24 protein-coding genes are annotated in these 24,416 nt (G+C 64.3%); 7 read left to right on the plus strand and 17 right to left on the minus strand.

Annotated elements, in window-relative coordinates; all coding sequences use genetic code 11:
- Window positions 1–4: 4 nt before the first annotated feature.
- From arfA to ACLGL5_RS02545, 9 genes are all read right to left on the minus strand, one after another.
- Entirely contained in the window at window positions 5–1,510 is a 1,506-nt protein-coding gene (gene arfA / locus ACLGL5_RS02505) for an arabinosylfuranosidase ArfA (RefSeq protein WP_069090267.1), read from the minus strand.
- 104 nt (window positions 1,511–1,614) lie between these two features.
- Window positions 1,615–2,541, minus strand: coding sequence for an ArsR/SmtB family transcription factor (locus tag ACLGL5_RS02510; RefSeq protein WP_027047451.1), 927 nt, complete (start codon window positions 2,539–2,541; stop codon window positions 1,615–1,617).
- Between the two features lie 149 nt (window positions 2,542–2,690).
- On the minus strand, window positions 2,691–3,044 hold the full coding sequence (locus ACLGL5_RS02515) for a cupin domain-containing protein (RefSeq protein ID WP_038649996.1): 354 nt from the start codon (window positions 3,042–3,044) through the stop codon (window positions 2,691–2,693).
- A gap of 128 nt (window positions 3,045–3,172) precedes the next feature.
- Complete coding sequence (locus ACLGL5_RS02520) at window positions 3,173–4,066, minus strand: sugar phosphate isomerase/epimerase family protein (RefSeq protein ID WP_069090268.1); 894 nt, start codon at window positions 4,064–4,066, stop codon at window positions 3,173–3,175.
- Between the two features lie 69 nt (window positions 4,067–4,135).
- Window positions 4,136–5,074 (minus strand): ABC transporter substrate-binding protein, encoded by a 939-nt coding sequence (locus ACLGL5_RS02525; RefSeq protein WP_027047452.1) that lies wholly within the window; start codon window positions 5,072–5,074, stop codon window positions 4,136–4,138.
- 80 nt (window positions 5,075–5,154) lie between these two features.
- Window positions 5,155–6,147, minus strand: coding sequence for an ABC transporter permease subunit (locus ACLGL5_RS02530; protein WP_019861505.1), 993 nt, complete (start codon window positions 6,145–6,147; stop codon window positions 5,155–5,157).
- Window positions 6,144–7,688, minus strand: coding sequence for a sugar ABC transporter ATP-binding protein (locus tag ACLGL5_RS02535; RefSeq protein ID WP_038649999.1), 1,545 nt, complete (start codon window positions 7,686–7,688; stop codon window positions 6,144–6,146). The genes ACLGL5_RS02530 and ACLGL5_RS02535 overlap by 4 nt, the downstream gene beginning before the upstream one ends.
- The gene (locus ACLGL5_RS02540) at window positions 7,685–9,064 is read right to left on the minus strand and encodes an acetate and sugar kinases/Hsc70/actin family protein (protein WP_038650001.1); all 1,380 of its coding nucleotides are present in this window, start codon (window positions 9,062–9,064) and stop codon (window positions 7,685–7,687) included. Before ACLGL5_RS02540 ends, ACLGL5_RS02535 begins: the two co-directional genes overlap by 4 nt.
- Window positions 9,061–9,843 (minus strand): DeoR/GlpR family DNA-binding transcription regulator, encoded by a 783-nt coding sequence (locus ACLGL5_RS02545; RefSeq protein WP_027047453.1) that lies wholly within the window; start codon window positions 9,841–9,843, stop codon window positions 9,061–9,063. The genes ACLGL5_RS02540 and ACLGL5_RS02545 overlap by 4 nt, the downstream gene beginning before the upstream one ends.
- Window positions 9,844–10,025: 182 nt before the next feature.
- Here ACLGL5_RS02545 and ACLGL5_RS02550 point away from each other — a divergent pair, with 182 nt between their 5' ends.
- Genes ACLGL5_RS02550 through ACLGL5_RS02560 form a run of 3 tightly spaced genes read left to right on the plus strand, consistent with a single transcriptional unit; the run spans window position 10,026 to window position 13,207 of the window.
- Window positions 10,026–11,069: a class II aldolase/adducin family protein gene (locus ACLGL5_RS02550; RefSeq protein ID WP_019861509.1), complete on the plus strand. Its 1,044-nt coding sequence runs from the start codon at window positions 10,026–10,028 to the stop codon at window positions 11,067–11,069.
- A 15-nt stretch (window positions 11,070–11,084) separates the two neighbouring features.
- A complete protein-coding gene (locus ACLGL5_RS02555) occupies window positions 11,085–12,359 on the plus strand; it encodes an FGGY-family carbohydrate kinase (RefSeq protein WP_019861510.1) in 1,275 nt (424 codons plus the stop codon).
- Window positions 12,356–13,207 carry a TIGR01459 family HAD-type hydrolase gene (locus ACLGL5_RS02560; RefSeq protein WP_019861511.1) on the plus strand — a complete coding sequence of 284 codons (852 nt, stop codon included), beginning with the start codon at window positions 12,356–12,358 and terminating at the stop codon, window positions 13,205–13,207. The genes ACLGL5_RS02555 and ACLGL5_RS02560 overlap by 4 nt, the downstream gene beginning before the upstream one ends.
- Here the strand turns inward: ACLGL5_RS02560 and ACLGL5_RS02565 are convergent.
- On the minus strand, window positions 13,194–14,204 hold the full coding sequence (locus ACLGL5_RS02565) for a sugar-binding transcriptional regulator (RefSeq protein ID WP_027047454.1): 1,011 nt from the start codon (window positions 14,202–14,204) through the stop codon (window positions 13,194–13,196). The two genes, ACLGL5_RS02560 and ACLGL5_RS02565, sit on opposite strands and share 14 nt — an antisense overlap.
- 156 nt (window positions 14,205–14,360) lie before the next feature.
- On the opposite strand from ACLGL5_RS02565, the gene ACLGL5_RS02570 reads away from it, so the two are divergent.
- Window positions 14,361–15,155 carry a hypothetical protein gene (locus ACLGL5_RS02570; protein WP_019861513.1) on the plus strand — a complete coding sequence of 265 codons (795 nt, stop codon included), beginning with the start codon at window positions 14,361–14,363 and terminating at the stop codon, window positions 15,153–15,155.
- A 23-nt stretch (window positions 15,156–15,178) separates the two neighbouring features.
- On the opposite strand, the gene ptsP is transcribed toward ACLGL5_RS02570, so the two are convergent.
- The 5 genes from ptsP to ACLGL5_RS02595 form a co-directional block, all read right to left on the minus strand.
- Complete coding sequence (gene ptsP / locus ACLGL5_RS02575) at window positions 15,179–17,161, minus strand: phosphoenolpyruvate--protein phosphotransferase (RefSeq protein ID WP_038650006.1); 1,983 nt, start codon at window positions 17,159–17,161, stop codon at window positions 15,179–15,181.
- A 152-nt stretch (window positions 17,162–17,313) separates the two neighbouring features.
- Window positions 17,314–17,694: a PTS glucitol/sorbitol transporter subunit IIA gene (locus tag ACLGL5_RS02580; RefSeq protein WP_038650009.1), complete on the minus strand. Its 381-nt coding sequence runs from the start codon at window positions 17,692–17,694 to the stop codon at window positions 17,314–17,316.
- Window positions 17,695–17,720: 26 nt separating this feature from the next.
- Complete coding sequence (gene srlE, locus ACLGL5_RS02585; RefSeq protein WP_069090269.1) at window positions 17,721–18,725, minus strand: PTS glucitol/sorbitol transporter subunit IIB; 1,005 nt, start codon at window positions 18,723–18,725, stop codon at window positions 17,721–17,723.
- Between the two features lie 16 nt (window positions 18,726–18,741).
- Window positions 18,742–19,503: a PTS glucitol/sorbitol transporter subunit IIC gene (srlA, locus tag ACLGL5_RS02590; RefSeq protein WP_027047456.1), complete on the minus strand. Its 762-nt coding sequence runs from the start codon at window positions 19,501–19,503 to the stop codon at window positions 18,742–18,744.
- 51 nt (window positions 19,504–19,554) lie between these two features.
- Complete coding sequence (locus tag ACLGL5_RS02595; protein ID WP_069090270.1) at window positions 19,555–19,992, minus strand: transcriptional regulator GutM; 438 nt, start codon at window positions 19,990–19,992, stop codon at window positions 19,555–19,557.
- Window positions 19,993–20,183: 191 nt separating this feature from the next.
- Between ACLGL5_RS02595 and ACLGL5_RS02600 the strand changes: the two genes are divergently transcribed.
- Both ACLGL5_RS02600 and ACLGL5_RS02605 read left to right on the plus strand, forming a co-directional pair.
- The gene (locus ACLGL5_RS02600) at window positions 20,184–20,825 is read left to right on the plus strand and encodes a hypothetical protein (protein ID WP_038653435.1); all 642 of its coding nucleotides are present in this window, start codon (window positions 20,184–20,186) and stop codon (window positions 20,823–20,825) included.
- 106 nt (window positions 20,826–20,931) lie between these two features.
- Entirely contained in the window at window positions 20,932–21,606 is a 675-nt protein-coding gene (locus ACLGL5_RS02605; RefSeq protein ID WP_038650014.1) for an HAD family hydrolase, read from the plus strand.
- Window positions 21,607–21,707: 101 nt separating this feature from the next.
- Here the strand turns inward: ACLGL5_RS02605 and ACLGL5_RS02610 are convergent, their stop codons facing one another.
- Entirely contained in the window at window positions 21,708–22,772 is a 1,065-nt protein-coding gene (locus ACLGL5_RS02610) for a DUF930 domain-containing protein (protein ID WP_069090271.1), read from the minus strand.
- Window positions 22,773–22,963: 191 nt separating this feature from the next.
- Here ACLGL5_RS02610 and ACLGL5_RS02615 point away from each other — a divergent pair, with 191 nt between their 5' ends.
- The gene (locus ACLGL5_RS02615) at window positions 22,964–23,146 is read left to right on the plus strand and encodes an HAD family hydrolase (RefSeq protein ID WP_240565033.1); all 183 of its coding nucleotides are present in this window, start codon (window positions 22,964–22,966) and stop codon (window positions 23,144–23,146) included.
- A 30-nt stretch (window positions 23,147–23,176) separates the two neighbouring features.
- Here ACLGL5_RS02615 and ACLGL5_RS02620 read toward each other — a convergent pair whose 3' ends face one another.
- Window positions 23,177–24,388: a DUF930 domain-containing protein gene (locus tag ACLGL5_RS02620; protein WP_069090272.1), complete on the minus strand. Its 1,212-nt coding sequence runs from the start codon at window positions 24,386–24,388 to the stop codon at window positions 23,177–23,179.
- Window positions 24,389–24,416: the final 28 nt, after the last annotated feature.

Raw genomic sequence — 24,416 nt, forward strand, 5'->3', positions numbered from 1 at the left:
TAACTCAAAGCGTCACACGCACCATCGAGTAGGAGTGCGGCGGCAAGTTCAGCGTCATTCCCTTGCTGTTGAGCGTTGCCCCGTTGCCTTTGACCGGTGCTACGTTGTCCGGCGCGTCCTTGGTGTTGCAGGCCTCAAGATCGTCATGACGGATGATCGTGTGCTCGATGGACTTGGCGGCGAACCGCTCGAGGGCGATTTCGGCCTCTATCGTCTCGGACCCATGCCGATTGATTGCGAAGAAGGTCAGCGTGCCGGCGTTCGAATTGTGCACGCCTGCAATGTCGAGCCACGGCACCTTGTCGGCTACGGCCGCGTCATAGGTAGGCACCTCGACCGCGAGTTGCAGCGCGGTGCCGCGGCCGTACCTGGAGGCCAGCATAAAAGGCCAGTAGATCGTTTGCCGCCAGGCGCTGCCGCCGGGGTCGGTCATGATCGGCGCGATTACGTTCACCAGCTGCGCAATGCAGGCGATGCGAACAACATCCGACCGGCGGATGAAGGTGTTGAGGATGCAGCCGACCTGCAGCACGTCCTCGAAATTGTAGATGTCTTCCAAAAGCCTGGGCGCTTCCGGCCAGTCCCAGCCGCGCATGCGCTCGGCGTCCTGCTTGCGCTGATGGTACCAGACGTTCCACTCGTCGAAGGAGATCTTCACGTCCCGCTTCGAGCGGGTCTTGGCCTTCACGTAGTCGATGATGCCCGCGACGGTGCCGATGTAGCGGTCGAGCTTGGCCGGAAGAGCGAGATATTCGGCCGTATTCTTCTCGTAATTCTCGAAATACATGTGGAGAGAGATGTAGTCGACCTGCTCGTAGGTCGCTTCCAGCACGCTCGCTTCCCACTGGGGATAGGTCGGCATATTGGAATGCGACGAGCCGCAGACGACCAGTTCCACCGTCGGGTCGAGGCCGCGCAACGCCTTGGCGGTCTCGTTGGCGAGATGCCCGTATTCGCTCGCCGACTTGTGGCCGACCTGCCAGGGGCCGTCCATTTCATTGCCGAGACACCAGAGGCGGCAGTTCCAGGGTTGCGCGCGTCCGTTCTTGGCCCTGAGATCTGACCAGTAGCTGCCGCCCGGGTGATTGACGTATTCGACGAAGGCCCGCGCCTCGTCGAGGCCGCGGGAGCCGAGATTGACGGCAAGCATCATCTCGGTGCCGGCTTTTTCGGCCCAGTCGGCGAATTCGTGGATGCCAACCAGGTTCGGCTCCGTGGTGCGCCATGCAAGATCGAGCCGCCGCGGGCGGTTCTCCTTTGGGCCTATGCCATCTTCCCAATTGTAGGCGGACACGAAGTTGCCACCGGGGTAGCGGCAGATCGGCGTGTCGAGCGCACGTACCAGCTCGATCACGTCCTTGCGCATTCCCTGTGCGTCCGCTTGCGGATGTCCGGGCTCGTAGATGCCCGTGTAGACCGCCCGACCAAGATGCTCGAGAAACGAGCCATAGAGACGCTTGTCGATATCCGCGACGGTATAGGCCGCGTTCGCCGTGACTCTGGCCTTCATGATCCCTCCCACTGCGGATTATCAATCCGACTTTCCGATCTATATCCGGATCGTGGGTCAGTTAAGGGCGGAGTTGGTTCGGCCGTCAAGGGCCAAATATGCTCTCAAGCCTTCAGCAGGCGCAGAACGATGTGGTTGCTGTAATTGCCGAAGCCGCTGCCGAAGATGTTTATGCCGCCTGGGTGACGCGCATCTTCCTTCACACCGATACGTATCCGGATCGAGCGGTGCCGTTCGAGCTCCAGATCAGCCAGCGAGCATTTGGAAACCTTGTCGTTGTTGCGATAGGTGCCGTTGTTGGTGACGCGCCAGTGTGCGAGGTCGCCATACTGCGATCCGGCCAGCTTCCACCAGCCGGGCGTATGCTTGCCGCGCTTGTCGCCATAGTCGGCCGGCGCCGTCCAGGTATCGATCTCGTGTCCGTTGATCGCGACCGTGATGTCCGATGGCCAGTCCTTCGATGTGCCCGGCACCTCGGACGAAAGCTCCATCGCCAGCTCCAGCCCGCCGACTTTGGCATTGGCAAGCGTCGCATTGTTGGGAAACTGGTATTCGACGAAGCCGCGCGTGAACCACAGCAGCCCGGCCCGCATACGGTCAGGATCGAGGAAGGTATCGGGCACATCGAGAAGTCCGATGACGCCGTCCGTTGAACACAGGCCGCAGGGAGCGGAAACTTCGCATCTTGTGTAGAGACCAAGCGGCATCGCCACTTCTATGACGCCGAGATCCTGCGCCGGGGTGCGGTCCTTGAAGACGACAACCAGCTCGGAGAAGGTCGAATAACAGACCTTCTGGCTTCCCTTGCGCGCCTTCTGTGATTTCGTCTCGATCAGACCGACATCGACAAGAACCTGGATGTTTGCCGAAATTGTCGATTGCGGAAGACCCAGTTCTTCGGCCACCTGATTGACGTTTTTCGGCCCCTTGCGGTGCAGCAGGTCGAGAATCCGGACCCGAACCTCGCTCGCGAGGCTCTTCAACAGGTCGAGCCGCTCAAGCGGATCGACGACCATGATTTCATTCGACATATGGCCCCGCACTGGTCGCACGGGGTTATGTATCAGCAGATCAGATACAAATAAAGACGGTGGCGTTGCGAATTGAACCGCGTGGTCCGCGCCACTTGACAGGTCGGCGCATTGCCGACCTGCCTGCTCCTGCTGTCGAGACGGCTGGTTCAGGCCACCCGGACGACGAAATGCTTGGTAACCGGTTCGACGATCTTCCAGGTTCCCTTGAAATCGGCTTCCACCACGAAAGCGTCGCCCGGGCCGACTTCGACAGGTGTGCCGCCGTCGGGCGTGATGATGATGCGGCCGGCGATCATGTGCACGAATTCATAGTCGGTGTAGGTCGCATGATAGGTGCCGGGCGACGCCCGCCACGTGCCCGACATCACCTTGCCGTCTTCCGTCGTGTGCTGGACGGCGGTTTGCATGGTCGGGTGGCCCTCGACCACGATCCAGCCAGGCAGGTCGCCGGCTTCCGCGTGTTCGATCGCGCCGAATTTGAGGATCGTCTTATTGGTCATGCCGGGTTTCCTTCTGCTTCATGTATCGCAGCGGTCGGATAGCCGATGCATGGGACGGCGGCAATGCATGCGCGACGACAACGAGCGGCGTTTACGCGCCTGGGCGTCTTGGGAAATCCGCGACCGCCCTACGGCTTGTGACGGGCAGAGACCAGTTCCGCCTTGCGCCGCGCCGTCTCGAGCCCAAGGCCGATGAAGGCGCGCGCGTGCTTGGCGAGCGCCATGTTGTCGGCCCACAGATTGCGCCAGATGGCGGTCTTCTTCGACAGGTTCTCGTCGACGATCTCCGAGGAGAAGGATTCGAAGCTGAGATCGTCGGCATAGCCGATGGTGGTCAGCGCATCGAAAATGGCTAAGAAGTCGATATTGCCGGTGCCGAGGAAACCGCGATGGCTCTCGCCGATATGGACATAGCCGATCTTGCCCGCGGCGTGGCGGATGGCCAGCCCGACATCGGCTTCCTCGATGTTCATGTGGAACGTGTCGAGATGCAGGAAGATGTTGTCCGAGCCGGTATCCTCGATGAAGGCGAGACCTTGCGCGGCGGTGTTGAGCAGATTGCTTTCGAAGCGGTTGACGATTTCGAGATTGAGCGTGACGCCAGCCGCCTTCGCCGTCTCGGCGACTTTCGCCAGCGCAGCAGTGCTGCGGTTCCATTGATCGCGCGTCGGCGCTTCGATCTGCAGGCCATGGCCGGCCGACAGGATGCCGGCGACCTTGCGGCCGCCAAGATCGCGCGTCAGCGCGATGGTCTGGTTGAGGATCTCGACGCCGCGCGCGGCGACCGCCTTGTCGGCGCTCGATATGTCGCCGTCACCAGGCAATCCGATGCTGATCGCCACGCCGAGGCCGAGATCGGCGATGCGTTTGGCAAGCCCGCCAATGTCGACATCGGCCGGGTTGAGATAGGAGAATTCGATCAGGTCGAAGCCGGCCTCCCTGGTGTTGGCCAGTGTGCGTTCAAGCTCGCTCTGTGCCGAGCTTGCCGACCAGACGAAAGAATGGATTCCGATGCGCGCCATGATCGTCTCCGGTTTGCGGCGATGAGAATGGGCGCGGCCGGACAAATCCGGCCGCGCCTGTTGGAGTGATCAGCGGGCCGCGGTCCAGCCCTTGTAGTCCTTCAGGTTTTCGGCGGTGATCAGCTTGGGATCGAGCAGCACGGTGGCCTCGGCCGGCTTCTTGCCGGCAAGCAGCTCGGCCGCCATCGTCAGCGACTGGCCGGCCATCACATAGGGATCCTGCGAGGCCGAGGCCTTGATCATCGAGGTGCCGGAAGAGAGCTCCTTTTCGATATCGGGCGCGCCGTCGACCGCGGTGAAGATGAACTCGGAGCGGTTGAGCTGCTTGGCGGCAAGCTGGGCGCCGATCGCCGTTGGGTCGTTGATGGCGAACACCGCGTCGATCTTGTCGAAGCGGGTGAGCAGCGACTGGAACACCTTCAGGCCGCCGTCGCGCGAACCTTCGGCGTTCTGGTCGTCGGACAGGATCTTGATATCGGCATGCTGCGAAAGCACGTTCTTGCAGCCCTTGACCCGCTCCAGGATCGACGAGGATGCCGGGCCGTTGAGGATGACGTAGTCGCCCTTGCCGCCGGTATGATCGACCAGATACTGGCAGGCCTCCTCGCCGGCCTTGACGTTGTTGGTCATCACGGTGACGTCGGCGCCCGGCGCCGAGACGTCGAAGGCGGCGACGATGATGCCGGCGGCCTGTGCCTTCTTCACCGCCGGCGCGATCGCCTTGGCGTCGACCGCGTTGAGCATGATCACGTCGACGCCCGCGGCGATGAAGGAATCGACCTGCGAGACCTGCTTGTTGAGGTCATAGTCGGCCGATACCGACGTCACCTCGACCTTCGGATTGATCTTCTTGGCCGCGTCCTCGATGCCCTTGATGGTGGCGACGAAGAAGGGGTTGCCGAGCAGGCCGACCGAGATGCCGACCTTGTTGAGGTCCTTGGCCGATGCCGGCGCGATGGCGACGGCCGCGAACGCGGCGCCGCAGAGCAGTTTGGCGATGGTCTTCATTACGCTTACTTCCTCCTGATGCCCCGCGCCTCTCACGGTGCGTTACACAAGCCGGTCTTTGATGCCGGCGACTAGGTCACTCACGTTCTCGCCCCTGCCTGGAGCCGGTAGCGGTCGAGGGCGACCGCCACGATGATGACCAATCCCTTGATGATGTACTGCCAGATGTCCGAGACACCGGCCAAGATGAGCCCGTTGGAGAGCACCGCGATGATCAGGCCGCCGATCAGCGTGCCCCAGATCGAGCCGACGCCGCCGACGAAGCTGGTGCCGCCGAGGATGACGGCGGCGATGGCGTCGAGCTCGTAGGACTGGCCGAGTTGCAGGCCGTTGGCGGCATAAAGCCTTGCCGCCGACATGGCGCCGCCGAGGCCGGCGAGCAGGCCGGACACGCCATAGACGAACAGCAGCACCAGCGGCACCTTGATGCCGGTCAGCCGCGCTGCCTCGGCATTGCCGCCGACGGCATAGATCCAGGTGCCGAGCACGGTGCGCTTGAGCACCAGCCAGGACAGCACCACGACCGACAGCGCGATGACGACCAGCCAGGGGATGCCGAACAGCGAGCCATTGCCGATGAAGTCGAACGGCAGGTCCGAATTGAACACCGTCGTGTCCTGCCCGAGCAGGCGGGCGATGCCGCGCACGGCCGTCAGCGAACCCAGCGTGACGATGAAGGGCGGCAGCCTGATATAGGCGACGAGCAGCCCGTTCACGAGCCCAAAGCCGAGGCCGACGAGGATGGCCGCCGGCACGCCGAGCAGGCCCCAGTCCGGCACCAAGGACACCAGCACCGCCACCATTGCCGACGCGGCAAGGATGGAGCCGACCGACAGGTCGATGCCGCCGGTCAGGATGACGAAGGTCATGCCGGCCGCGAGCACGATGTTGATCGACGATTGCTGCGTGACGATGAGCAGATTGGTCTCGGTGAGGAAACGCGGATTGATGAACTGGAAGCCCGCCGCCAGCAGCACCAGCACCGGCAGCATGCCGAGCGCCGCGAAGGCCGTGCGCAGCCGCCGGCTCCTGACCGCCGCCTGATCCACGCTCGTCGTCGTTCTGTCGGTCATTCCTGGGCCGCTCCCGTCGCAAGTTCCATGATTGCCTCCTGACGCAGCGGCTCGCCTCCGGATGTCGTCACCTCGCCTGCTATGGCGCCGTCGCGCATCACCAGCACGCGGTCGGCGACGCCGATCACCTCGGGCAATTCGCTGGAGATCATCAGGATGGCGATGCCCCGGTTGGCGAGGTTGTCGATCAGCCGGTAGATTTCCGACTTGGCGCCGACATCGACGCCGCGCGTCGGCTCGTCGAGGATGACGACTTTCGGCTCGGTCTCCAGCAGCCGGGCGAGCAGCACCTTCTGCTGGTTGCCGCCCGACAGCGAGCCGGCATTGGCCTGCGCCGAGCGGGTGCGGATCGACAGGTCCGCAATGGCTTTCGCCGCGCGCCTTTCGGCGGCGCTGAAGTCGCGCAATCCGCCGGTCAGCGCGTCCCTGGCCAGCACGCCCATGCTGATGTTGTCGGAAATCGACATGTCGAGGAACAGGCCGAGTTCCTTGCGGTCCTCGGTGAGGTAGGCGATGCCGGCGTCGAGCGCTTCGCGCGGCGAGCCAACGGAGATCGGTTTGCCGTCGAGTTCCAGCGTGCCGGCGCTGCGCTTGTCGGCGCCGAAGATCAGCCGGGCGAGTTCGGTGCGGCCGGAGCCGACAAGACCTGCCAGAGCCAGAACCTCGCCTTTGTGCAGGTCGAACGAGCAGTTCTTCAACAGGCGCCCGTCGGACATGCCGCGCACCGAGAGTGCGATGGCGCGCTTCGCGTCCGGAGGGCGATGATCCTTCTTGTAGAAGGCGGAGAGATCGCGGCCGACCATCATCGAGACCAGCCGCGAAGCGTTGAGGTCGGCGCGCTCCAGCGTGCCGACATAGCCGCTGTCGCGCAGCACGCTGACGCGGTCGGCGAGCTGGTAGACCTCTTCCATGCGATGGCTGATGTAGATGATGGCGATGCCTTGCGCCTTCAGCGTCGCGATCACTTCGAAGAGGCTGTCGGTCTCGCGCGACGTCAGCGACGTGGTCGGCTCGTCCATGACGATGATGCGCGCATTGGTCGACAGGGCACGGGCGATCTCGACCAGCTGGCGCTCGCCGAGCGACAGGCTGGAGACCAGCGCACGCGCCGAGAAGGAGACGCCAAGCCGGGCGATGATTTCGTTCGCCCGCCGGCTGCATTGATCGCGGTCGACAATGCCGAAGCGCCGCGGCTCGTTGCCGAGGAAGATGTTCTGCGCCACCGTCAGATTGGGCGCCAGCGACAGTTCCTGATAGATCACCGCGATACCGGCGGCGCGCGCCTTGATCGGATCGCCGGTCGCGGCGGGCACACCGTCGATCAGGATCTCGCCGCCGGCATCCGGCCGATAGGCGCCCGACAGCACCTTCATCAGCGTCGACTTGCCGGCGCCGTTCTCGCCCATCAGCGCATGCAGCTCGCCGGCATGGACGGTGAGCGAAACATCCTGCAAGGCGCGGATCGCACCGAATGTCTTGGAGATGTGAAGCATCTCCAGCACAGGATGGCTGCTTGCCTGTTTCTGCGCCGTCGCGCTCATCGTGCACCACCCGCGGCCTTGATGGCGGCGGCCTGCCCGCCGACGTGATCGCGCCAGGCGTCGCGATAGCCGGTTAAGCCTCCGAAGCGCGTCGCATGCACCGGCTCCGGCGCCTCGGCGGCGAAGTCGCGCCCGACGCTCTCGAAGGCAAGCGCCGCCGCGCCCGTGGCGCTGCCCTCCAGCGTGGCGCCCTGCAGGAAGGCCTGGCCGGGACGCAGCTCAGCCAACAGCCCGGCAAGCAGGCCGCCAGCGTTCAGCCCGCCATCGACGATGACGGTGTTTTGGGAATGGATGAGGTCGAGGCAGAGATCGACCATCAGCGCCACATAGAGCAGAGCCGCCGCGGCGCGTTCTGCGGCATCGGGCGCGCGCCCGACCAGCCGGCCGGGACGGTCCGGCATCGGCCCGCCCGGCGCGAAGCTCGGCAGCGCCATGATGCCGGCGTCGATCGCTTGCTGGACCGCGCCATGCTGGATCGCGCCTTGCCAGCCGCCGCTGATGGCGGCGAATTCGCGTCCGCCCATGAAGCGGATGGTCGGCACCGGGCCGCCGTCGACATCGACATTGACCAGCATGTCGCGGTCACGGTCGAGCACGTCCAGCGGGCAGTCGGGATTGAGCACGACGACCCAGGTGCCGGTCGACACCACGGTCAGCGGGCCAAGCTCCTGGCGGCGATAGGCATGGAGCGCCGCATTCGAGTCGTGGACGCCATTGTGGATGGCGATCGGCTGTGCCGCTCCGCCAAGGCGCCGTTCGCCGATGACCGCGCCGGCGCGCGCGAAGCCCGGCATCTGGCCGCGCCACCCCTCGGCATCGACCAACGATGAAAAGTCCTGGCTGCGCGGCGCCCACAAATGCGAATGACAGCCGAGGTAGGATACTTCCGAGACCGCTCGGCCACCGAGGCGCCAGCTCCAGTATTGGGGGTAGCCGAGAATCGACTTCGCCGCAGCGAACGCGTCGGGATCGACCTCCTGCAGCCACAGCATGTGTCGGCCGTAGTTGAAGCCGAGCGGCAGGCGGGGCGAGAACGTCTCGGCAAAATTCGGGATGCGACGATCGATCCGGGCAGCGATTTCGGCCGGCGGCTCCTGCTCGTAGTCGAGGATCGGATGCGTCAGCGCCGCGTCGTCCACGAGAGCGAAGGTGCAGCCATGGCCCGACACCATCACCCCTTGCACGCCATGGTTTTCGACCGCGTCCGTGACAGCACCGAGCGCCCAGTCGTGGAGGGTGGCCTCGTCGAGCACGCTGAAGCCGTCCTGGCGCGTCCATTTTGGCTGGGTCCGACGCTCGTCGAGGATGCGTCCGTCCTGGCCGAAGACGAACAGCTTCGAATTGGTCTTGCCGAAATCGAGCACCGCCACTTTCACGGCACGGCTCCCGAGGTGGACGCGATCCGCAACATGACGCCGGCATCCTCCAGCATGCGCGCATCGGCATCCGACAGGCCGTCATCGGTGATCAGCGTGCCGATGCGCGATAGCGGCAGCGCGACATTGCGCGCGTGGATCGACAGTTTGCGGCTGTCGGCCAGCACCACGATCTGGTCGGCGCAGAGGCTGAGATCGACAATGGAGCGCACCAGCAGCGGATGCGATTCCAGCACGCCTTCCTGGTTGAGGCCTTGCGCGCCGAGAAAGAATTTCGAGGCGTAGAAGGGCGTTGCCTGAGTCAGCGAATGGATGATGCCGGGTTCGCGATGCAGCTCGCCGCCGGCAACCGTCAGGCTGCAATGGCCATGGTCGCTGAGATAGGCCGCGAGCGGCATCGAATTGGTGTAGAGGCGAATGTTGCGCTCGGCGAGCTTGACGCCGAGATGGAAGCAGGTCGAGCCGCCATGGACGATGACCGCGTCGCCGTCGCGCACCATGGTCGCCGCGATGGCCGCGATCTGCCGCTTGGCCTCGACCGCGAGGTCACGGTTCTCGTCATAGGGCCGGGCATAGGCGACGCCCGCATGCGATGCGCCGTCGAGCGCCGAGATGCCGCCATAGACCTTGCGCGCCTCGCCGGCCTCGTCGATCCGGTCTATGTCGCGCCTGACCGTCGCCGCCGAAACGCCAAGCCGCTCCTGCAGCTCGCGCACCGAGGCGAACGGGCGGTCCCGCAGCAATTCGACGATCTGACGCTGGCGGCCGGAGTCGCTCAACTCTTTCCTCCCAAGTGCCATTTTCCATGGCGATTGGTGCAACTTACTCAACAATAGTCAGATTGCAAGCTGGTTTTGATGATAGTAGATCACTGTTGACGTAAGTCGCTCGCATCTGCGATATCAGCGCCAACACCGGCCCCAGCGGCGGGATCCCGGGCAAGCGTTGAAGGAAAGGCGCCATGGCAACCCAAGCTGACGCGCAGGAACTGGCGGCCTTGCGGGCGCTTTCGGCCAGCATCGGGCTCAACCCGCATATGACCCAGGCGGCAGGCGGCAATACCTCGCTCAAGGCCGGCGACACGCTGTGGATCAAGGCCTCCGGCACCTGGCTGAAGGATGCGCTCAGCGACGACATCATGGTGCCGGTGGCAATGGCGCCGCTGCTCGAGGCGGTCGAAGAGCGCGATCCCGCCGCCGACAAGCCGCAGGCCTTCGCCATCGAGGAACTCAACACGCGCGGCCTGCGCCCGTCGATCGAAACCACGGTGCACGCCTTGATGCCGCAACGCGTGGTTTTGCATGTCCACTGCGTCGACACGATTTCGCTTGCCGTGCAGGCTGATGGCGAGGCCGAGGTCGCCAGGCGGCTCGGCAGCATCGAATGGGCCTATGTGCCCTATTGCCGGCCGGGCCTGCCGCTCGCCCGTGGCATTTCCGAGAAACTGCGGCCTGGTGTCGATGTCCTGATCCTTGGCAATCATGGGCTGGTCGTCGCCGCCGAAACCGTCGCCGAGGCGCAGAGGCTGCTCCATCGCGTCCGCGCGCTGTTGGCACGGCCGGCGCGTGCGACTGCAGCGCCCGACGTCAGGGCTCTGACAGCGCTTGCGGCAGACAGCGTCTACCGATTGCCGGCGGATCTGGAAGCTCATGCGGTCGCGCTCGATCCGCAAAGCCGCCGCATGGCGGAGGCCGGCAGCCTCTATCCGGATCATGTCATCTTCCTCGGCCAGGGCTCGATCGTAGCGAGGTCGGGCGAGAATGCGGCGGGGGTCGCCGCGCGCCTCGGCACGGCACCCATGGCGATCCTGTTCCCCGGCGCCGGCGTGCTGATGCGCCGCGACGCCAGCGCCGGCGCCGACGCCATGCAGCGCTGCCTCGCCGACGTGGCCGCGCGCGTCGATGTCGCGGCGCGGTTGAATTATCTCACCGCTGCCGAGAACGACGAACTGGTCAATTGGGACGCCGAGCAGTATCGCCAGAAGCTCAATGCCACAGGCGGCTAACAAAGGACTGAAGACATGATGCCCCTTGTCATCGGCATCGACATCGGCACGTCGGGCGCGCGCGCCGTCGCCATGCGCCCGGATTTTTCCATTGCCGGCCAGTCCGCCGTTCGGCTCGACAGATTCGGCCAAAATCCCCGCGACCCCTCGGCATGGTGGCAAGCGGTCCAGGCGGCTCTGACGGAACTGCTTTCGGGCATCGACCGCGCTGCTGTCCGCACTATCGCCGTCGATGGCACGTCGGGCACGCTGCTGCCGGTCGACGCCGTCGGGCGGCCGCTGACTGAGCCGCTGATGTACAACGACAAGGTCGACGACGCCGACATCTTGGCAGCCGTCGCCCGCGAGGCGCCGGACGCGAGCGCCGCGCACGGCGCGACTTCCGGCCTTGCCAAGGCGTTACTGTTCCAGCATCTGCCCGGCATCGCGGCCGTGCTGCACCAGGCCGACTGGATCGCCGCAAACTTCTCCGGCCGCTTCGACGTCAGCGACGAGAACAATGCACTGAAGACAGGCTATGACGTCGAGGCGCGCCGCTGGCCGGACTGGATCGCGGCCACCGGCATGCGCGTGGACTTGCTGCCTCATGTCGTCGAGCCGGGTGCCGTCACCGGCACGCTCACCGCGGCCGCCGCGGAACTGTTTGGACTGCCGCGCGATGTGGTCGTGCTCGCCGGCACCACGGATGGCTGTGCCTCGTTCCTGGCGACGGGCGCCACGACGGCTGGCGACGGCGTCACGGCGCTGGGATCTTCGCTCACCATCAAGATCCTCTCCGACCGGCCGATCTCGGCGCCGCGCTTCGGCATCTACAGCCATCGCCTCGGCGACACCTGGCTGGCCGGCGGCGCGTCGAATTCCGGCGGCAAGGTGCTGGCGCAGTATTTTCCGCTGGCGCGGATCATCGAACTCAGCGCGGCAATCGACCCCACGACGCAAACCGGGCTCGACTATTATCCGCTCGGCGCATCGGGCGAGCGCTTTCCGATCGCCGATCCCACCTTGCCGCCGCGTCTTTCGCCGCGACCAGCTGATGATGCTGACTATCTCAAAGCGATGTTCGAAGGCATGGCCGCGATCGAGGCGCTCGGCTACCGCAGGCTGGCCGAGCTCGGCGCGCCGGCGCTGACCTCTGTCAGGAGCGTCGGCGGCGGCGCCGCAAATCCGGCCTGGACTGATATCCGGCGGCGCAAGCTCGGCGTCGATTTCCTGCCGACACTTTCCGATGAGGCGGCCGCCGGCACGGCGCGGCTGGCGCTGAAGGGCGCAAACAAGGCAGGACTGGCATGAGTGCGAAGAAGATCGAACGCCTCGACGGTATCGGGCCGCTGGCCGAGCGCTACCAGGTGTTCCTGCTCGACCAGTTCGGCGTGCTGCATGACGGCCAGGCTCCTTATCCAGGCGCGGTAAAGGCATTGTTGGCGCTGAAGCGCGCCGGCAAGACGGTGGTGCTGATCTCCAATTCCGGCAAGCGCGCCAAGCCCAATGAGGACCGCCTGCTGAAACTCGGCTTCGCCGCCGGCAGTTGGGATCATTTTGTCTCCTCCGGCGAGGTGGCGTGGCGATCCTTCAACGACATGGCGGCGTCGGGAAAGCTGCGTCCGGGGACAAAATGCCTGCTGATCAGCCGCGACAACGACCGCACGGCGATCGAGGGCCTGCCCTTTGTGCTGACCGAGGCCGGTGAGGACGCCGAACTGGTGCTGATCTCCGCCAGCGAAGGCGACCGCCACGACCTCGACCATTACCGCCAACTGCTCGCCCCGGCGGCAGCGCGAAAGGTGCCGTGCTTCTGCACCAACCCGGACAGGATCATGCTGACGGCGGCAGGGCCGCGCTTCGGCGCCGGCGAGATCGCCGATCTCTACGAAAGCCTGGGCGGCAGCGTCACCCGCATCGGCAAACCCTATCGCGCGATCTTCGCTGCGGCCCTGGCGCTGGCCGGTGAGCCTGAGCGCGGCAGCGTCGTCTGCGTCGGCGACAGCGTCGAGCACGACATTGCTGGCGGCAAAGGTGTCGGCGTCGCCACGGCCCTGGTGCTCGGCGGCATATTGGCGGACACACCGGATCTCGCCGCCGTCTTCGACGAGCAGCAGGCCTGGCCCGATTACATCACGGCATCCTTCAGCTTGGGCTGACCGCCTCGAGCATGCGCTTGGCGCTTTCCTCGTCGGTGATCAGGATCGTCGGCGCGATCAGGTTCATCGCACCGAGCAGCGCCTCGGTCTTCTCCTCGCCGCCGGAGGTGAGGATGCGGATTGGCGCCGCGCGCAGACGGTCGACTTCCACCGACATCACGTGGCTGTTGACGGGATGGTCGACCAGGTCGCCATTGCGGTCGAAGAAATGGAACAGAAGGTCGCCGACGGCGCCACGCTCGAGCAGGGCCTCGCGGTCCGCTTCCCTGAGAAAGCCGCCGCGGGAGAAGGTGGTGGCCGAGGCGATGCCGCCGACGCTCAGCAGAACCGCATCGAGCACGTTGGCCATTTCAAAGACCTCCTGCAGGCCGCAGCGCTCGACCAGCGCGATCTTGGTCTCGACACTATCGACGACGGCCGGCGTCGGGATCAGATAGCCGTCGCCCTGGAATATCTGGGCGAAGCGCCAGGCGAACTCGGCCGGGTTGTAGCGCCGCACGACGCCGACACCACCCAGCAGCGAAATGACCTTGAAATCGGTGAGCGACTTGGCGCTGATGAAGGGCAGGCTGGAGAACAGCGTCCGGCCCCAGCCGACGCCGACGCGCATACCGGATTTCATCGTGTCGGACAGGAAAGCCCCGGTCTTGGCGCTGATTGCCGGGATCGGATCGGCATTCGGCGCGGTGAGCGGGGCGACCAGCGCCTGCTGCAGGCCGAAGGTCCGCTCCAGCGCGCGCTCCAGCCGCACGATCTCCGACAATTCGCTCTCGATGGTGATCTTCACCTCGTTGCGCGAACGCGCCTCGGCCAGCATGCGCACGATGGTGACGCGGCCGACGCCAAGCACGTCGGCGATCTCGTTCTGCGTCATCTGCTCGACGAAATACATCCAGGCGGCGCGAATCCTGAGGCGGTCCGTCCGGCTTTCACTGGCCACCTGCTCGGTCGCCTCTGCTCCTGCCCGCCCTTCTTCCGTCTGTCGTCGCCTGGCCAATCATCCCTCCCCCGCGGCGACGGAAGAGCGCGCCGTCGCCGATTCTGCATGCTGGTCTAGTATCGCCTATTGATCTACCAATCGATAGGAACAATGTAGAGTCGGTGGCTGGCCCCTCGCCGGCCGCCCTGCAAGACACTTTCGAGGCAGACCGCGATGCTCCGACAAATCTCCGAAGACGTCCGCGTCAATTTGAAGGACCGGTTGCGGGAGGTCCGCGACATCATCCGGCAAAGCCGCCATGACGGCACCGGCGACGCCAGCTTGTTGCGCGAAGCGACCAGCCATCTGCCGCCGTTTCCGGGCAAGGGCATCGAAGGCCTGCTCAGCCATGCCGCCAGCGCCGTCGACGAGGCGCTGTCGATCGCTGAATCCTTTGTCCCGCACGAGCGCCCGATCAAGGTGGACGGCACGACCGTGAAAGGCCTCGGCACCTATTTTCCGGCCGGAAACGAAGAGCGGCAGTTGAGCGCCGAGCGCCTGTTCCGGCGCGACATGTACTATTTGACGAAGGCGGTGCTCGCCGGGCTGAAGATCGACAATGCCCGCATCCACGAAGCCGATTTCGCCGCCGCGCATGCCACGATCCGCAAGCGCCATGGTGATCTGCTGGCCGCGTTGACCGCGCCGGGCGCGGGACTGCAGGCAATCGCGGCCACTTGCGCGGCGTTGCTGGTCGAGTTGCTCAGCCAGCGTCCGGTGCGCTTTGGCGAAGCCGCGCCGGAAACGGCCGGGGAGCGCGCGCTCGACATAAGCTGCCTGGCGCCGGTGGTTCTGGCCTGCGGCCTGGCGACAACTGGCCGCGACGGCGCGCCTGAGCCCGACATGCTGGAGATCGCGATCCTGGCTGCCGATATCCGTCACGACCGCATCGCGCAGGCCTGCGCCAAGGCAAGCCCGGTCGAGGAACTGACACCAGTCTTTGCCACCTTGCTTGCGCATTTGCCGTAAGCTCCAGCAGCGCTTCCGGAAATCTAGTCCCCGGCCGTCATGGCCGTGATCGTTTTCTTGGCGCGCTGGATCGAGGCCGGGCTCATCGAAAGCTCGGTCAGACCCATCTCGATGAAGGCCGGGATCAGATCCGGGCGTCCGGCGGCCTCGCCGCACATGCCCACCATGATGCCGGCGGCGACGCCGGCTTTGGCCGTCAGCTCGATCGCCGACATGACCGCCGGATTGGTGACGTCGTTGAGCTTGGCGACGGTCGGGTTGAGCCGGTCGGCGGCCATGATGTATTGGGTGAGGTCATTGGTGCCGATCGAGAAGAAGGCCACTTCCTTGGCCAGCGCCGGGGCGATCAGCACGGCGGCCGGGGTCTCGATCATCACGCCGAGATCGAATGTCGCATGCGGCACGCCTTCGGCTTTGAGTTCGGCGGCGCATTCATCGACCAGTGCGCGGGTGCGCGTCACTTCGGAAATATCGGACACCATCGGCAGCATCACCTTGATGTTGCCGTGCACGGCCGCCCGCAGCAGCGCCCTGAGCTGGCGTTTGAAGATATCGGGCCGGTCGAGGCACATTCGAATGCCGCGCCAGCCGAGAAAGGGGTTCTCCTCATCGGGGAACTCGATGCCGGCGATAGGCTTGTCGCCGCCGATGTCGAGCGTGCGCACGATGACCGGATAGGGCGCGAAGGCCTTGGCCAGTGCCGCATAGGTCTCGGCCTGCATGTCCTCCGAGGGGAGGTGCATATGACGCATGAACAGGAGTTCGGTGCGGAACAGGCCGACGCCCATGGCGCCCGCTTCCTGCGCCGCCTCGATCTCCTCCAGCGAGCCGATATTGGCCGCGACCTCGATCACCTTGCCGTCGGCACGTTTCGGCGTCACCATCTTGAAGACGGTCAGGCCGGCGCGCTCCTTCGCCGCCGCTTCGACACGGCCGGCATAGTCGGCCCGCGTCGCCTCGTCCGGATCGATGATCACATGGCCGGTGTTGCCGTCGAGCGCCACGTCGCGCGCGATGCGCAAGGCATTGACCTGGTCGCCGAGGCCCAGCACCGCCGGAATGCCGTGCGAGCGCGCGATGATGGCGATGTGCGAGGTGGCGCCGCCATGGCCGCAAATCACCCCGCCAATGCGCTTCAGCGGCGCCCGAGCCAGATCCCAGGCGCCGATGTCGTCGGCGATCAGAATGGCGCCTTCGGGAATGCTTTCGAGGCTGACGTCGTCCTGGCCGAGCAGCACCAGACAGATCTGCCGCCCGACGGCGTGGACATCGTCGGCCCGCGCATTGAGGTAGTGATCGTCGACCGCGCTGAAATCGGCGGCGATCGTGGAGGCTGCGGTGATGACGGCCGAGACCGCGTCGTTGCCGCCCCTGATCGCCTTTTCGGCCTCGCCGGTCAGGCTGTCGTCGGCGGCGATATCCCTGAGTGCCGCGACGATGCCGCGGTCTGCGGCCGACAGGCCGTCCTGCGCCAAGGCCCGGTCCATGCGCGCCTGGACGGCGGCGACCGCGGCACGGAACCTGTCGATCTCGCCGGCGATCTCTTCGGCCTGCAGCATGCGGCCCTGTCCGGCGATCTCGGGCGGGAAATGTGCGAAGGCCGGCCCGATCGCGACGCCCTCGCTTGCCGCGACACCGCGCAAGCCGTTCGCTTCGCCTGCTGCAGCCGGCACGGATTGGGGTGCCGATGCGGATGCCGCCTGGCCGGCATCATTGGCCGGGCGCTGCGGCTCGGCTTCGTCGTCGAGACCCGCCTTGGGGTTTTCGAGATAGCCGATCAGCGCTTCGATCGCCTCGATGGCGTCGGCGCCGTTCGCCCGCACGGTGACTTCCTGGTTTTCCTTGACCGCCAGCAGCATCAGCTTGACGGAGCTCTTGGCGCTGACCGCCTTGCCGTCCTTGACCAACTCGACATCGGATTCGAAGCCCTTCGCGAGCTTGACGAACCGTGTGGCAGGACGGGCGTGCAAACCTTCATGCACTCTGACGATGGTCGAGCGTTCCATGGCAAATACTCTGCTTTTCCTAGAGCAATTCGTCCAGAAACGACGAATTGCTCTAACTCTTTGTTCTAACGCAATTCCGGGCGGAAGACCGTTTCACACTTTTCCTGGAATTGCTCTGGAGCCGAAACCAGATGCGTCGCGGCGCGAATGCTTCACGCGGCGATGGTGATGATCGCGTCCGTCTTCAGGGCGGCCACGAGCGCCTGGGCATCGACCTGCGATGCGCAGATCTCGCCGGGCCTTTCGGCCTCGGTGGCGCCATTGAACGAGATGACGACATGGCCCATCTCGAGCACCTTGCTCCATGCGCTGGAGCCGACGGCGGTTATGACGGCGGAAACCGGACCAAGGGTGATCGACGCGCCCTTTTGCGGCGCGCCGTCGCTGGGTCCAAGCTCCGTCTTGTGGAGCACCGAAACCTCGGCAAGCTCCGGCGGCGAGCCATCCGCAAACAGGATGAGCACGCCCCCTTCGGCAAGATCCGCCACTTCGGGCCCGATGGAAGTGACCCGTGTTCTCAGCAGAACCGACATGTGGCGAACCTCATTCTCTTATTTCCTTAGAACACGATCAGGCTGACGACCCATGCGATCAGCACGGATACGGGGCCCATGATCTGGCGGCTGATGAGCACCGCCGGCACGCCGATTTCGATCGTCTTCGGCTTGGCCTCACCGAGCGCCAGGCCGACGGGGACGAAGTCGCAGCCCACCTGGGTATTGTAGGCAAACAGCGCCGGGAGAGCCATCGCCGGCGAAATCGTGCCGTTGGCGATCTGCGGGCCGATGATGGCCACGCCGATGACCTGCGCGATGACGGCGCCCGGCCCCAGGATGGGCGACAGGAATGGCAGGCCGCAAATGGCCGAGATGATCAGCAGGCCGACAATGTTGTTGGCCAGCGGCCCCATCGGCTGGGCGAGCACATCACCGATGCCGGTGTAGAGGATCAGGCCGATGAGCATGGTCACGAAGGCCATGAACGGCAGCACGTTGCGCACCACCTGGTCGATCGTGCGGCGGCCGGAATTGAAGAAGATGCCGACCACTCGGCCCATGACGCGGCCGATCGAGCTGATCAGGCCGATCAGCCCGCCTTCGCTCGGCAGCGGCTGTGGCGCTGCGGCAGCAGTGTTATTGCTTGAACTCATCGATGCTGCTCCCCCCGCAGTGGTGACCGCCTCGGACCCGTCCGCCATTGTGACGTTGGCCGGCTTCACGCCCGAAACGTAGATGTCGTCGGTGATGAACTGGGCGAGCGGCCCAGCCTGGCCGACCGGCGTCAGATTGACGGTCGGGATGCGCTTGCGCGGATAGACGCCGCAGCGTGCGGTGCCGCCGCAATCGACGACGACCACCGCCATCTCGCCTTCGATTGGCGGCGCCTTGAAGCCATCGACGGCCGTGGCGCCGGTCATGTCGGCGATGAGTTGGGCGACGGGATGGATGCCGCCGCCGGTGACGGAGACGACCTTGTCGCGCTGCGCGGTCGGCTCGATGACGAGCGGGCCACCCCAGCCTGTGTTGCCCCGCGAGATCTTTACGGCTTTGAATGTCCTGTCCATGATGTCCTCCCCGCCCTTACAGCTCGACGCCCTGGCGGCGTGCCATGATGGTGGTGATGCGCTCGGTCAGCATGCCCTTGAGCAGGATGACGACGAGGCCGACAATGGCGTACCAGATCGCCACCTTGACGTGGTAACCGGCGACGACAACGCCCTTCTTCTCAAGCTCGAGCAGAGCCACGAGAATGCCGCCCCAGACGAAATATTCGCCCGGATTGATGTGCGGGAACAGGCCAAGCGGCGGATGCACGTAGGACACGGCCGCGTCATAGAAGGCCGGCTTGTGCTTTTCTTCCAGGAACGATCCGAACGTGTAGGCCATCGGATTGGTGAGGAAGAACACCGCCAGCAGAGGCAGCAGCGTATAGCGGGTCAAGGCAATCCTGCCGGCGCCGCGCGCCAGGCCATGCACGCGCTCTTCGCCGACCAGTTCGGTGACGGCGTAGAAGGCGGTCATCAGCACCACCAGCGTCGGAATGATGCCGGTGACGAAGCCGGCGAACACTTCGCCGCCCTTCTGGAAGATGCCGATGAAGTACTTGCCGATGGCGGTCAGCCAGCCGAGCTGCTCTTCCTGCTGGACTTCCTTCAGCTTTTCCTTGAACTGATCGACGGTTATGGGTCCGCTGTCTGCTTGCGCAAGGACAACGAGATGGTCGGAAGCATGCTCGACGGCGAGCTTGCCATGCAATGCAGCATCCGAGACCATGGCACCCGCGACATGCAGATTGTGCACGGCCATGTCGGCATGCTGCGCCAACAACGAAAATACAGACATTTCTCCTCCTTATGCCGCCCGCCGGTTATCCCAGTCGGTGCGCGGCGTCCTCTAAGCCCTAGCTATGTTCAAGCCGGCCAGGCCCGGCTTCTTCCCCGGCTCCGACCGTGCTTTGTCGATCTGTTCGATCGCCCGCTTCACGGCCTCGGCCACACCGGGTTCCCCCTCCCCCATGATCGCAGGGTTGGACCGGAGTCGATCGAGGGGAACACCCTCGAATTCTTCATGTCTCTTGAACTTGGTGAAGACGGAACGGCCGCTCATCACCATCAGGCGGCGCACGATCAGGTCGGGCGTCACCACGACGAGCGCGATGGTACCCTTGGCCAGCCGGCCGCGAAAATTGCCGGCTCCGACGAAGCCATCCTTGTACTGGTCGGTGACGCCCCGAAAGACATCCGAATAGTGCCGCATCTGCAGCCAGACGCCGAGCGACTGCAGCGCCCACACAATAACAAGCAGAAGCAGTCCCCACTGCCAAATCGCCATTCGGTTCTCCTCCCGAAGCCTATGTTGAACCGCACCTTGGACCGGCACGCGACAACAGCAAAGTGAGAACATTTGTTTCCGCGAATGTCAATATGTATGATATTGGCCTCCGGCACGCCATCCACAGGGCCGCCTGCCGATTTCGGCGGCGGCATGGCTGTGCTAGCCTGTCGTCAAACGGGATGCATGAAATGGAACTGCCCTTCAGGGATGAACTGGCCCTTATGCCCGACCTGCGCCACCGCTTGCGGCAGCTGCGCTGGTTTCGCGCCACTTTCCGCGGCAGCGCCAAGGTGGTCTCGGACACGTTCGGCGTGCGTTTCGAGATCGACGAGGCAAAGCTGACCCGAGCTTTTCTCGACTGGGTCGAGATCATGGAAGCGCAGAAGCGCTTCGCCGCGATCGACCGCGCCGACTTCATCGTCTTTGCCGCCGGCCTCGTGCTGCGCGAGCTGATCAAACAGGCGCCGGCCAGGGAAATCTCCGGCCTCGCGCAACTCATCGAAACGGATCACAATGCCGGCACGCTGGAAATCATCCGCTTCTGGCCGGAAGGTTTTCTCTACACCAATTACTGCGTCTCGGTGATTTCGGCGATCTATGAGCAGGAGTTCGGCAAGGCGCCCAGCATCGACAAATGCGCCGACGATCTGCGCACCTGGTGGTCCTATCGCGAAAACGTCACCGAGATGCCGGCCTATGCGGTGGCGTTCCTCGACCGCTTCCTGGGTGCGGAGCCGAACTGGATCACGCCGGACCGCGCTCAGTCCCGGCAAGCCATGCAACGGGCGCTCGGATCCGGCCGCGCAAGCGATGCGCTGCGCCAGCTTTGACTGCCCCGCCGTTTCAGCCCCAGAACGCGCTCAAGACATCGCACTATTGAACATTTGACTTTTTGCCGATAGCGATGTGCGAAATTTGACGTGAGGAGACAAGCGCGTGCCGCGACCAAGGCCTATCATTTTCGATTGCGACGGTGTTCTCGTCGACAGCGAGCCGCTGGCCGCCAGGGCCTACGAACGCGTCTATGAAAAGCACGGCATGCCCGGCGTCCATGGCGGCATTATCGCCCAATGCGTCGGCATGAAGCAGTCCGACATCATCGCCAGGATCAGGGAATTGACCGGCCATCAGTTTCCCGCTGCCGCCGACGGCGACATCTGGTCCGAGACCAAGATCCTGTTCACTGAGGAATTGAAGCCGACGCCAGGAATCGCGGCGTTTCTGGAAACGATCGAGGGCGACCGCTGCGTCGCCTCGTCATCCTCCATCGAGCGCATCAACCACAGCCTGGCCGTCACTGGGCTGGCGCAGTTCTTCGGCGAGGCGATCTACAGCTCCTCCATGGTCAAGAACGGCAAGCCGGCGCCCGACATCTTCCTGTTCGCCGCCGCCAGGATGGGCGCCGATCCGGCCGACTGCATCGTCATCGAGGATTCGCCCTTCGGCATCCAGGGCGCGGTTGCCGCCGGCATGAAGGCGATCGGCTACACCGGCGGCGGCCACACCTATGCCGACCACGCCGCGCGGCTGACGGCGGCCGGTGCCGATTTCGTCTGCGCGGACTGGCAAGAAATTAGCCGGCAATTGTCCGGGCTCGGCGTGCCGGCCTGATCTAGAGAAATTCCAGAAAAGCGCGAGCGGTTTTCCGTCCGGAATTGGGTCAAAACAAAGAGTTAGAGAAGTTCGCCGTTTCCATGAAGCGGTGAAACGCACTAGTAGGGACTGGGTAATCTAAGACCGGCCCAGTCGCTGGGCGGAATTGGTGCCCCCACGCGGAAGTTGAAGGATAGGACCCTCGTCGCATCGGTGTCGACCTCGCACCGAAAGCCCAGATGGTACCATGTGGTTGTCGTGCTGAAAGCGACATCCGGGGCGTCTAGAATATTGCCCACCTTCAACGGAATAGATGGTACCCATTTGGGAAAATAGGAAGCATCCAGCAATTCCTGCTGCAACGCGCTGGCGCAAAGTTTGGCCGCACGCTGACCGCGAGGCACCCCGCCCATCGCGGTCGTGGCCAGCGCATCGCCGGTAGCGCCCTGCGAGTAGAGCCTACGAACACCCGGAAGGCCCGAGTTGTTCCGAGATGCAGACTTCGAGGCCTTTGAAGGGCTGGGCTTCGGCGCATTTGCGGGTTTGGGCTTTGGTGCCTCGGCCGTTGTGGGAAGCTCGATCTCGCCGCCGCTATCGGCAGCCAAAGGCGCTGGTGCCGCGCCCTGTTGCTTGGCGGCGTCGAGCGCCGCCTGCTTGTCTGGCTGCTGTTTGGCTGCCTGTTGTTTATCCATCTCGGCGCTTGAAGCGGCCTGCTGCTCGGAGTCTGCCGGCGTGACAGGTTGGCTGTCTGCAGGCTTCGGCACGACAGGCGGCTTCGAATCGTCATCCTTGGCCGGAGACGGCGAACTGTCCTGAGCGCTGGCCCCGTCCAGGGATTTCCTCGGGCCGGTATCCTTGTCGCCGAACTGAAAAACAGGCTTCAGGACCTCGCCTGGCGGTGGCTTCTGAGACTGCTTCTCCGGCGGAGGTTGTTTTTCAACTTTCTGCTCAGGTGGCTTTTCAACCTTCGGTTCCGGTGGCTTTGGCGCCGGCGGAACGGGTTTCGGCTTTGGCTGATCGGGCGCAGGCACGATCGCGACATTGACTGGCTGCTCCTCGCGCGGCTGTTGGGGAGGCACGGGCAGGCCATACACAAGGAGTGCCGCGGCAAGCACGTGCAGGATCAGCGATGCGGAAATACCCCACAACAGATACCGACGCCGTTCTTCTGTCTCGCCCTTCATCCTGACCGATGTGGAATGAAATAGCGGCGGCTTCAAGCATAAGCACTGGATTTGCGCATATAGCCGCTGACAGCTTGTCGATTTGGATCACCACACCTAGGGCAGCCTGGCCAAGTCGCTGTGGCGGCTCAATAAGCGGCTGCGCACGATCCGATCCAGCAAGACCTGAGATCAGCCAGTTCGCCGCCGGGATGAGTGCCAATCCGGCCGGCTGCATCGTCATCGAGGATTGGTCCGTCGGCATCCAGGCCGCGGTTGCCGCCGGCATGACGGCGATCGGCGACACCGGCGGCGGCCACACCTATGCCGAGCACACCGCTGTGGCTGACGGCTGCCGGTGCCGATTTCGTCTGCGCCGACTGGCAAGAAATTAGCCGGCAATTGTCCCTGCTTGGCGTGCCGGCCTAATTCAGCGGATACTTGGTGAATCCACGGCTGGCCCATTCACCAGGCGGGACTAATGACCCCACACGGAAGTTGAAGGATAGGACCCTCGTCGCATCGGGGTCGACTTCACATCGGAAGTTTAGATTGTACCAGGTGTTTCTGGTGCTGAAGGCCGCTTGACCAGGGTTCAGAACATTGCCTTTGTCCAGCGTAATGGTTGGCACCCATTTGACCGAATAGTCGGCACTTTGCAGTTCCTGGCTCAGAACATTGCCGCAAAGGGTGGCCACACGCTGACCGCGCGGCACATTCTCCATGGAACTTGTGGCGAAGGCATTGCCGGTTGCTCCCTGCGAGTAAAGCTTTCTGACGCCCGGAAGGCCGGAATAGATTGGCGATCCTGCAACATCGTTGTTGGTGGGATTTGACCTCCCAGCGTTCCCGATCGGCGCTTTGAAGGCTCTGGCGGGTTTGAACGTCAACGTCTTGGCAGGCTTTGCCTTTCCAGCTGAGGCTGGAGGCGCTGGCTTAGCACCAGTCTCAGCCGCCAATGGCTTTGGCGTCACAACCGCTTGCTTTTCGGCGGGTTGCGGTGCGAGCTCCTGTTTGTCCGGCTGCTGTTTGTCAGCGTCCTCGGTCGCCTGCTTCTCCTCGCTTTGCGCAGGTTTGGCGTCCGGCGCGGCGGCCTCCTGCTTTTCCTCGCCTTGCGCGGGCTTTTCGTCCGGCGCGATGGTGGCCGGCTTCTCGTCAGGCTTGCTGGGCTCTGCCTTCTGCTGTGGCGTTGCAGCCGGGGCGGGCTGGGTCGGCGCGGGTGTCGGTGTTATAGGCGGCTTCGCCGCCTCATCCTTGGCCGGTGACGGCGTGTTGGGTTTAGCGCTGCTTCCGTCGAGCGATTTCTCCGGCCCGGTATCTTTCTGGCCGTACTGGAAGACGCGCTTCAGAACATGGTCGTCTGGCAGTTTCGGGGGCTCCGGAGGCGGCTTTTGTTCAGGCGGCTTTTCAGCCTTCTTTTCGGGTGTCGGCTCCGCTGGCTTTGGGGCAGGTTTCGGCTTGGGCTTCTCGGGCGGCGGCACAATCGCGACATTGACGGGTTGTTCCTGCTGTTCCGGCTGCTGCTCGGATCTCGGCACGCCAAAGAACAAGAACGCTCCGATCAAGGCATGCAGGATCAGCGATGCGGCCAAAGCCCATCGCCAATTGCGAAACCACTCTCGTATCTTGCCGTTCATTGCGCCCGATGTGGAATGAAATAGCGGC

Source organism: Mesorhizobium sp. U510, assembly GCF_059180695.1.

What these genes read in the sequence shown, in the direction of transcription:
- arfA (WP_069090267.1), bottom strand. Translation starts at nt 1,510, where the DNA reads ATGAAGGCCAGAGTCACGGCGAACGCGGCCTATACCGTCGCGGATATC.
- ACLGL5_RS02510 (WP_027047451.1), bottom strand. Translation starts at nt 2,541, where the DNA reads ATGTCGAATGAAATCATGGTCGTCGATCCGCTTGAGCGGCTCGACCTG.
- ACLGL5_RS02515 (WP_038649996.1), bottom strand. Translation starts at nt 3,044, where the DNA reads ATGACCAATAAGACGATCCTCAAATTCGGCGCGATCGAACACGCGGAA.
- ACLGL5_RS02520 (WP_069090268.1), bottom strand. Translation starts at nt 4,066, where the DNA reads ATGGCGCGCATCGGAATCCATTCTTTCGTCTGGTCGGCAAGCTCGGCA.
- ACLGL5_RS02525 (WP_027047452.1), bottom strand. Translation starts at nt 5,074, where the DNA reads ATGAAGACCATCGCCAAACTGCTCTGCGGCGCCGCGTTCGCGGCCGTC.
- ACLGL5_RS02530 (WP_019861505.1), bottom strand. Translation starts at nt 6,147, where the DNA reads ATGACCGACAGAACGACGACGAGCGTGGATCAGGCGGCGGTCAGGAGC.
- ACLGL5_RS02535 (WP_038649999.1), bottom strand. Translation starts at nt 7,688, where the DNA reads ATGAGCGCGACGGCGCAGAAACAGGCAAGCAGCCATCCTGTGCTGGAG.
- ACLGL5_RS02550 (WP_019861509.1), top strand. Translation starts at nt 10,026, where the DNA reads ATGGCAACCCAAGCTGACGCGCAGGAACTGGCGGCCTTGCGGGCGCTT.
- ACLGL5_RS02555 (WP_019861510.1), top strand. Translation starts at nt 11,085, where the DNA reads ATGATGCCCCTTGTCATCGGCATCGACATCGGCACGTCGGGCGCGCGC.
- ACLGL5_RS02560 (WP_019861511.1), top strand. Translation starts at nt 12,356, where the DNA reads ATGAGTGCGAAGAAGATCGAACGCCTCGACGGTATCGGGCCGCTGGCC.
- ACLGL5_RS02570 (WP_019861513.1), top strand. Translation starts at nt 14,361, where the DNA reads ATGCTCCGACAAATCTCCGAAGACGTCCGCGTCAATTTGAAGGACCGG.
- ptsP (WP_038650006.1), bottom strand. Translation starts at nt 17,161, where the DNA reads ATGGAACGCTCGACCATCGTCAGAGTGCATGAAGGTTTGCACGCCCGT.
- ACLGL5_RS02580 (WP_038650009.1), bottom strand. Translation starts at nt 17,694, where the DNA reads ATGTCGGTTCTGCTGAGAACACGGGTCACTTCCATCGGGCCCGAAGTG.
- srlE (WP_069090269.1), bottom strand. Translation starts at nt 18,725, where the DNA reads ATGGACAGGACATTCAAAGCCGTAAAGATCTCGCGGGGCAACACAGGC.
- srlA (WP_027047456.1), bottom strand. Translation starts at nt 19,503, where the DNA reads ATGTCTGTATTTTCGTTGTTGGCGCAGCATGCCGACATGGCCGTGCAC.
- ACLGL5_RS02595 (WP_069090270.1), bottom strand. Translation starts at nt 19,992, where the DNA reads ATGGCGATTTGGCAGTGGGGACTGCTTCTGCTTGTTATTGTGTGGGCG.
- ACLGL5_RS02600 (WP_038653435.1), top strand. Translation starts at nt 20,184, where the DNA reads ATGGAACTGCCCTTCAGGGATGAACTGGCCCTTATGCCCGACCTGCGC.
- ACLGL5_RS02610 (WP_069090271.1), bottom strand. Translation starts at nt 22,772, where the DNA reads ATGAAGGGCGAGACAGAAGAACGGCGTCGGTATCTGTTGTGGGGTATT.
- ACLGL5_RS02615 (WP_240565033.1), top strand. Translation starts at nt 22,964, where the DNA reads ATGAGTGCCAATCCGGCCGGCTGCATCGTCATCGAGGATTGGTCCGTC.
- ACLGL5_RS02620 (WP_069090272.1), bottom strand. Translation starts at nt 24,388, where the DNA reads ATGAACGGCAAGATACGAGAGTGGTTTCGCAATTGGCGATGGGCTTTG.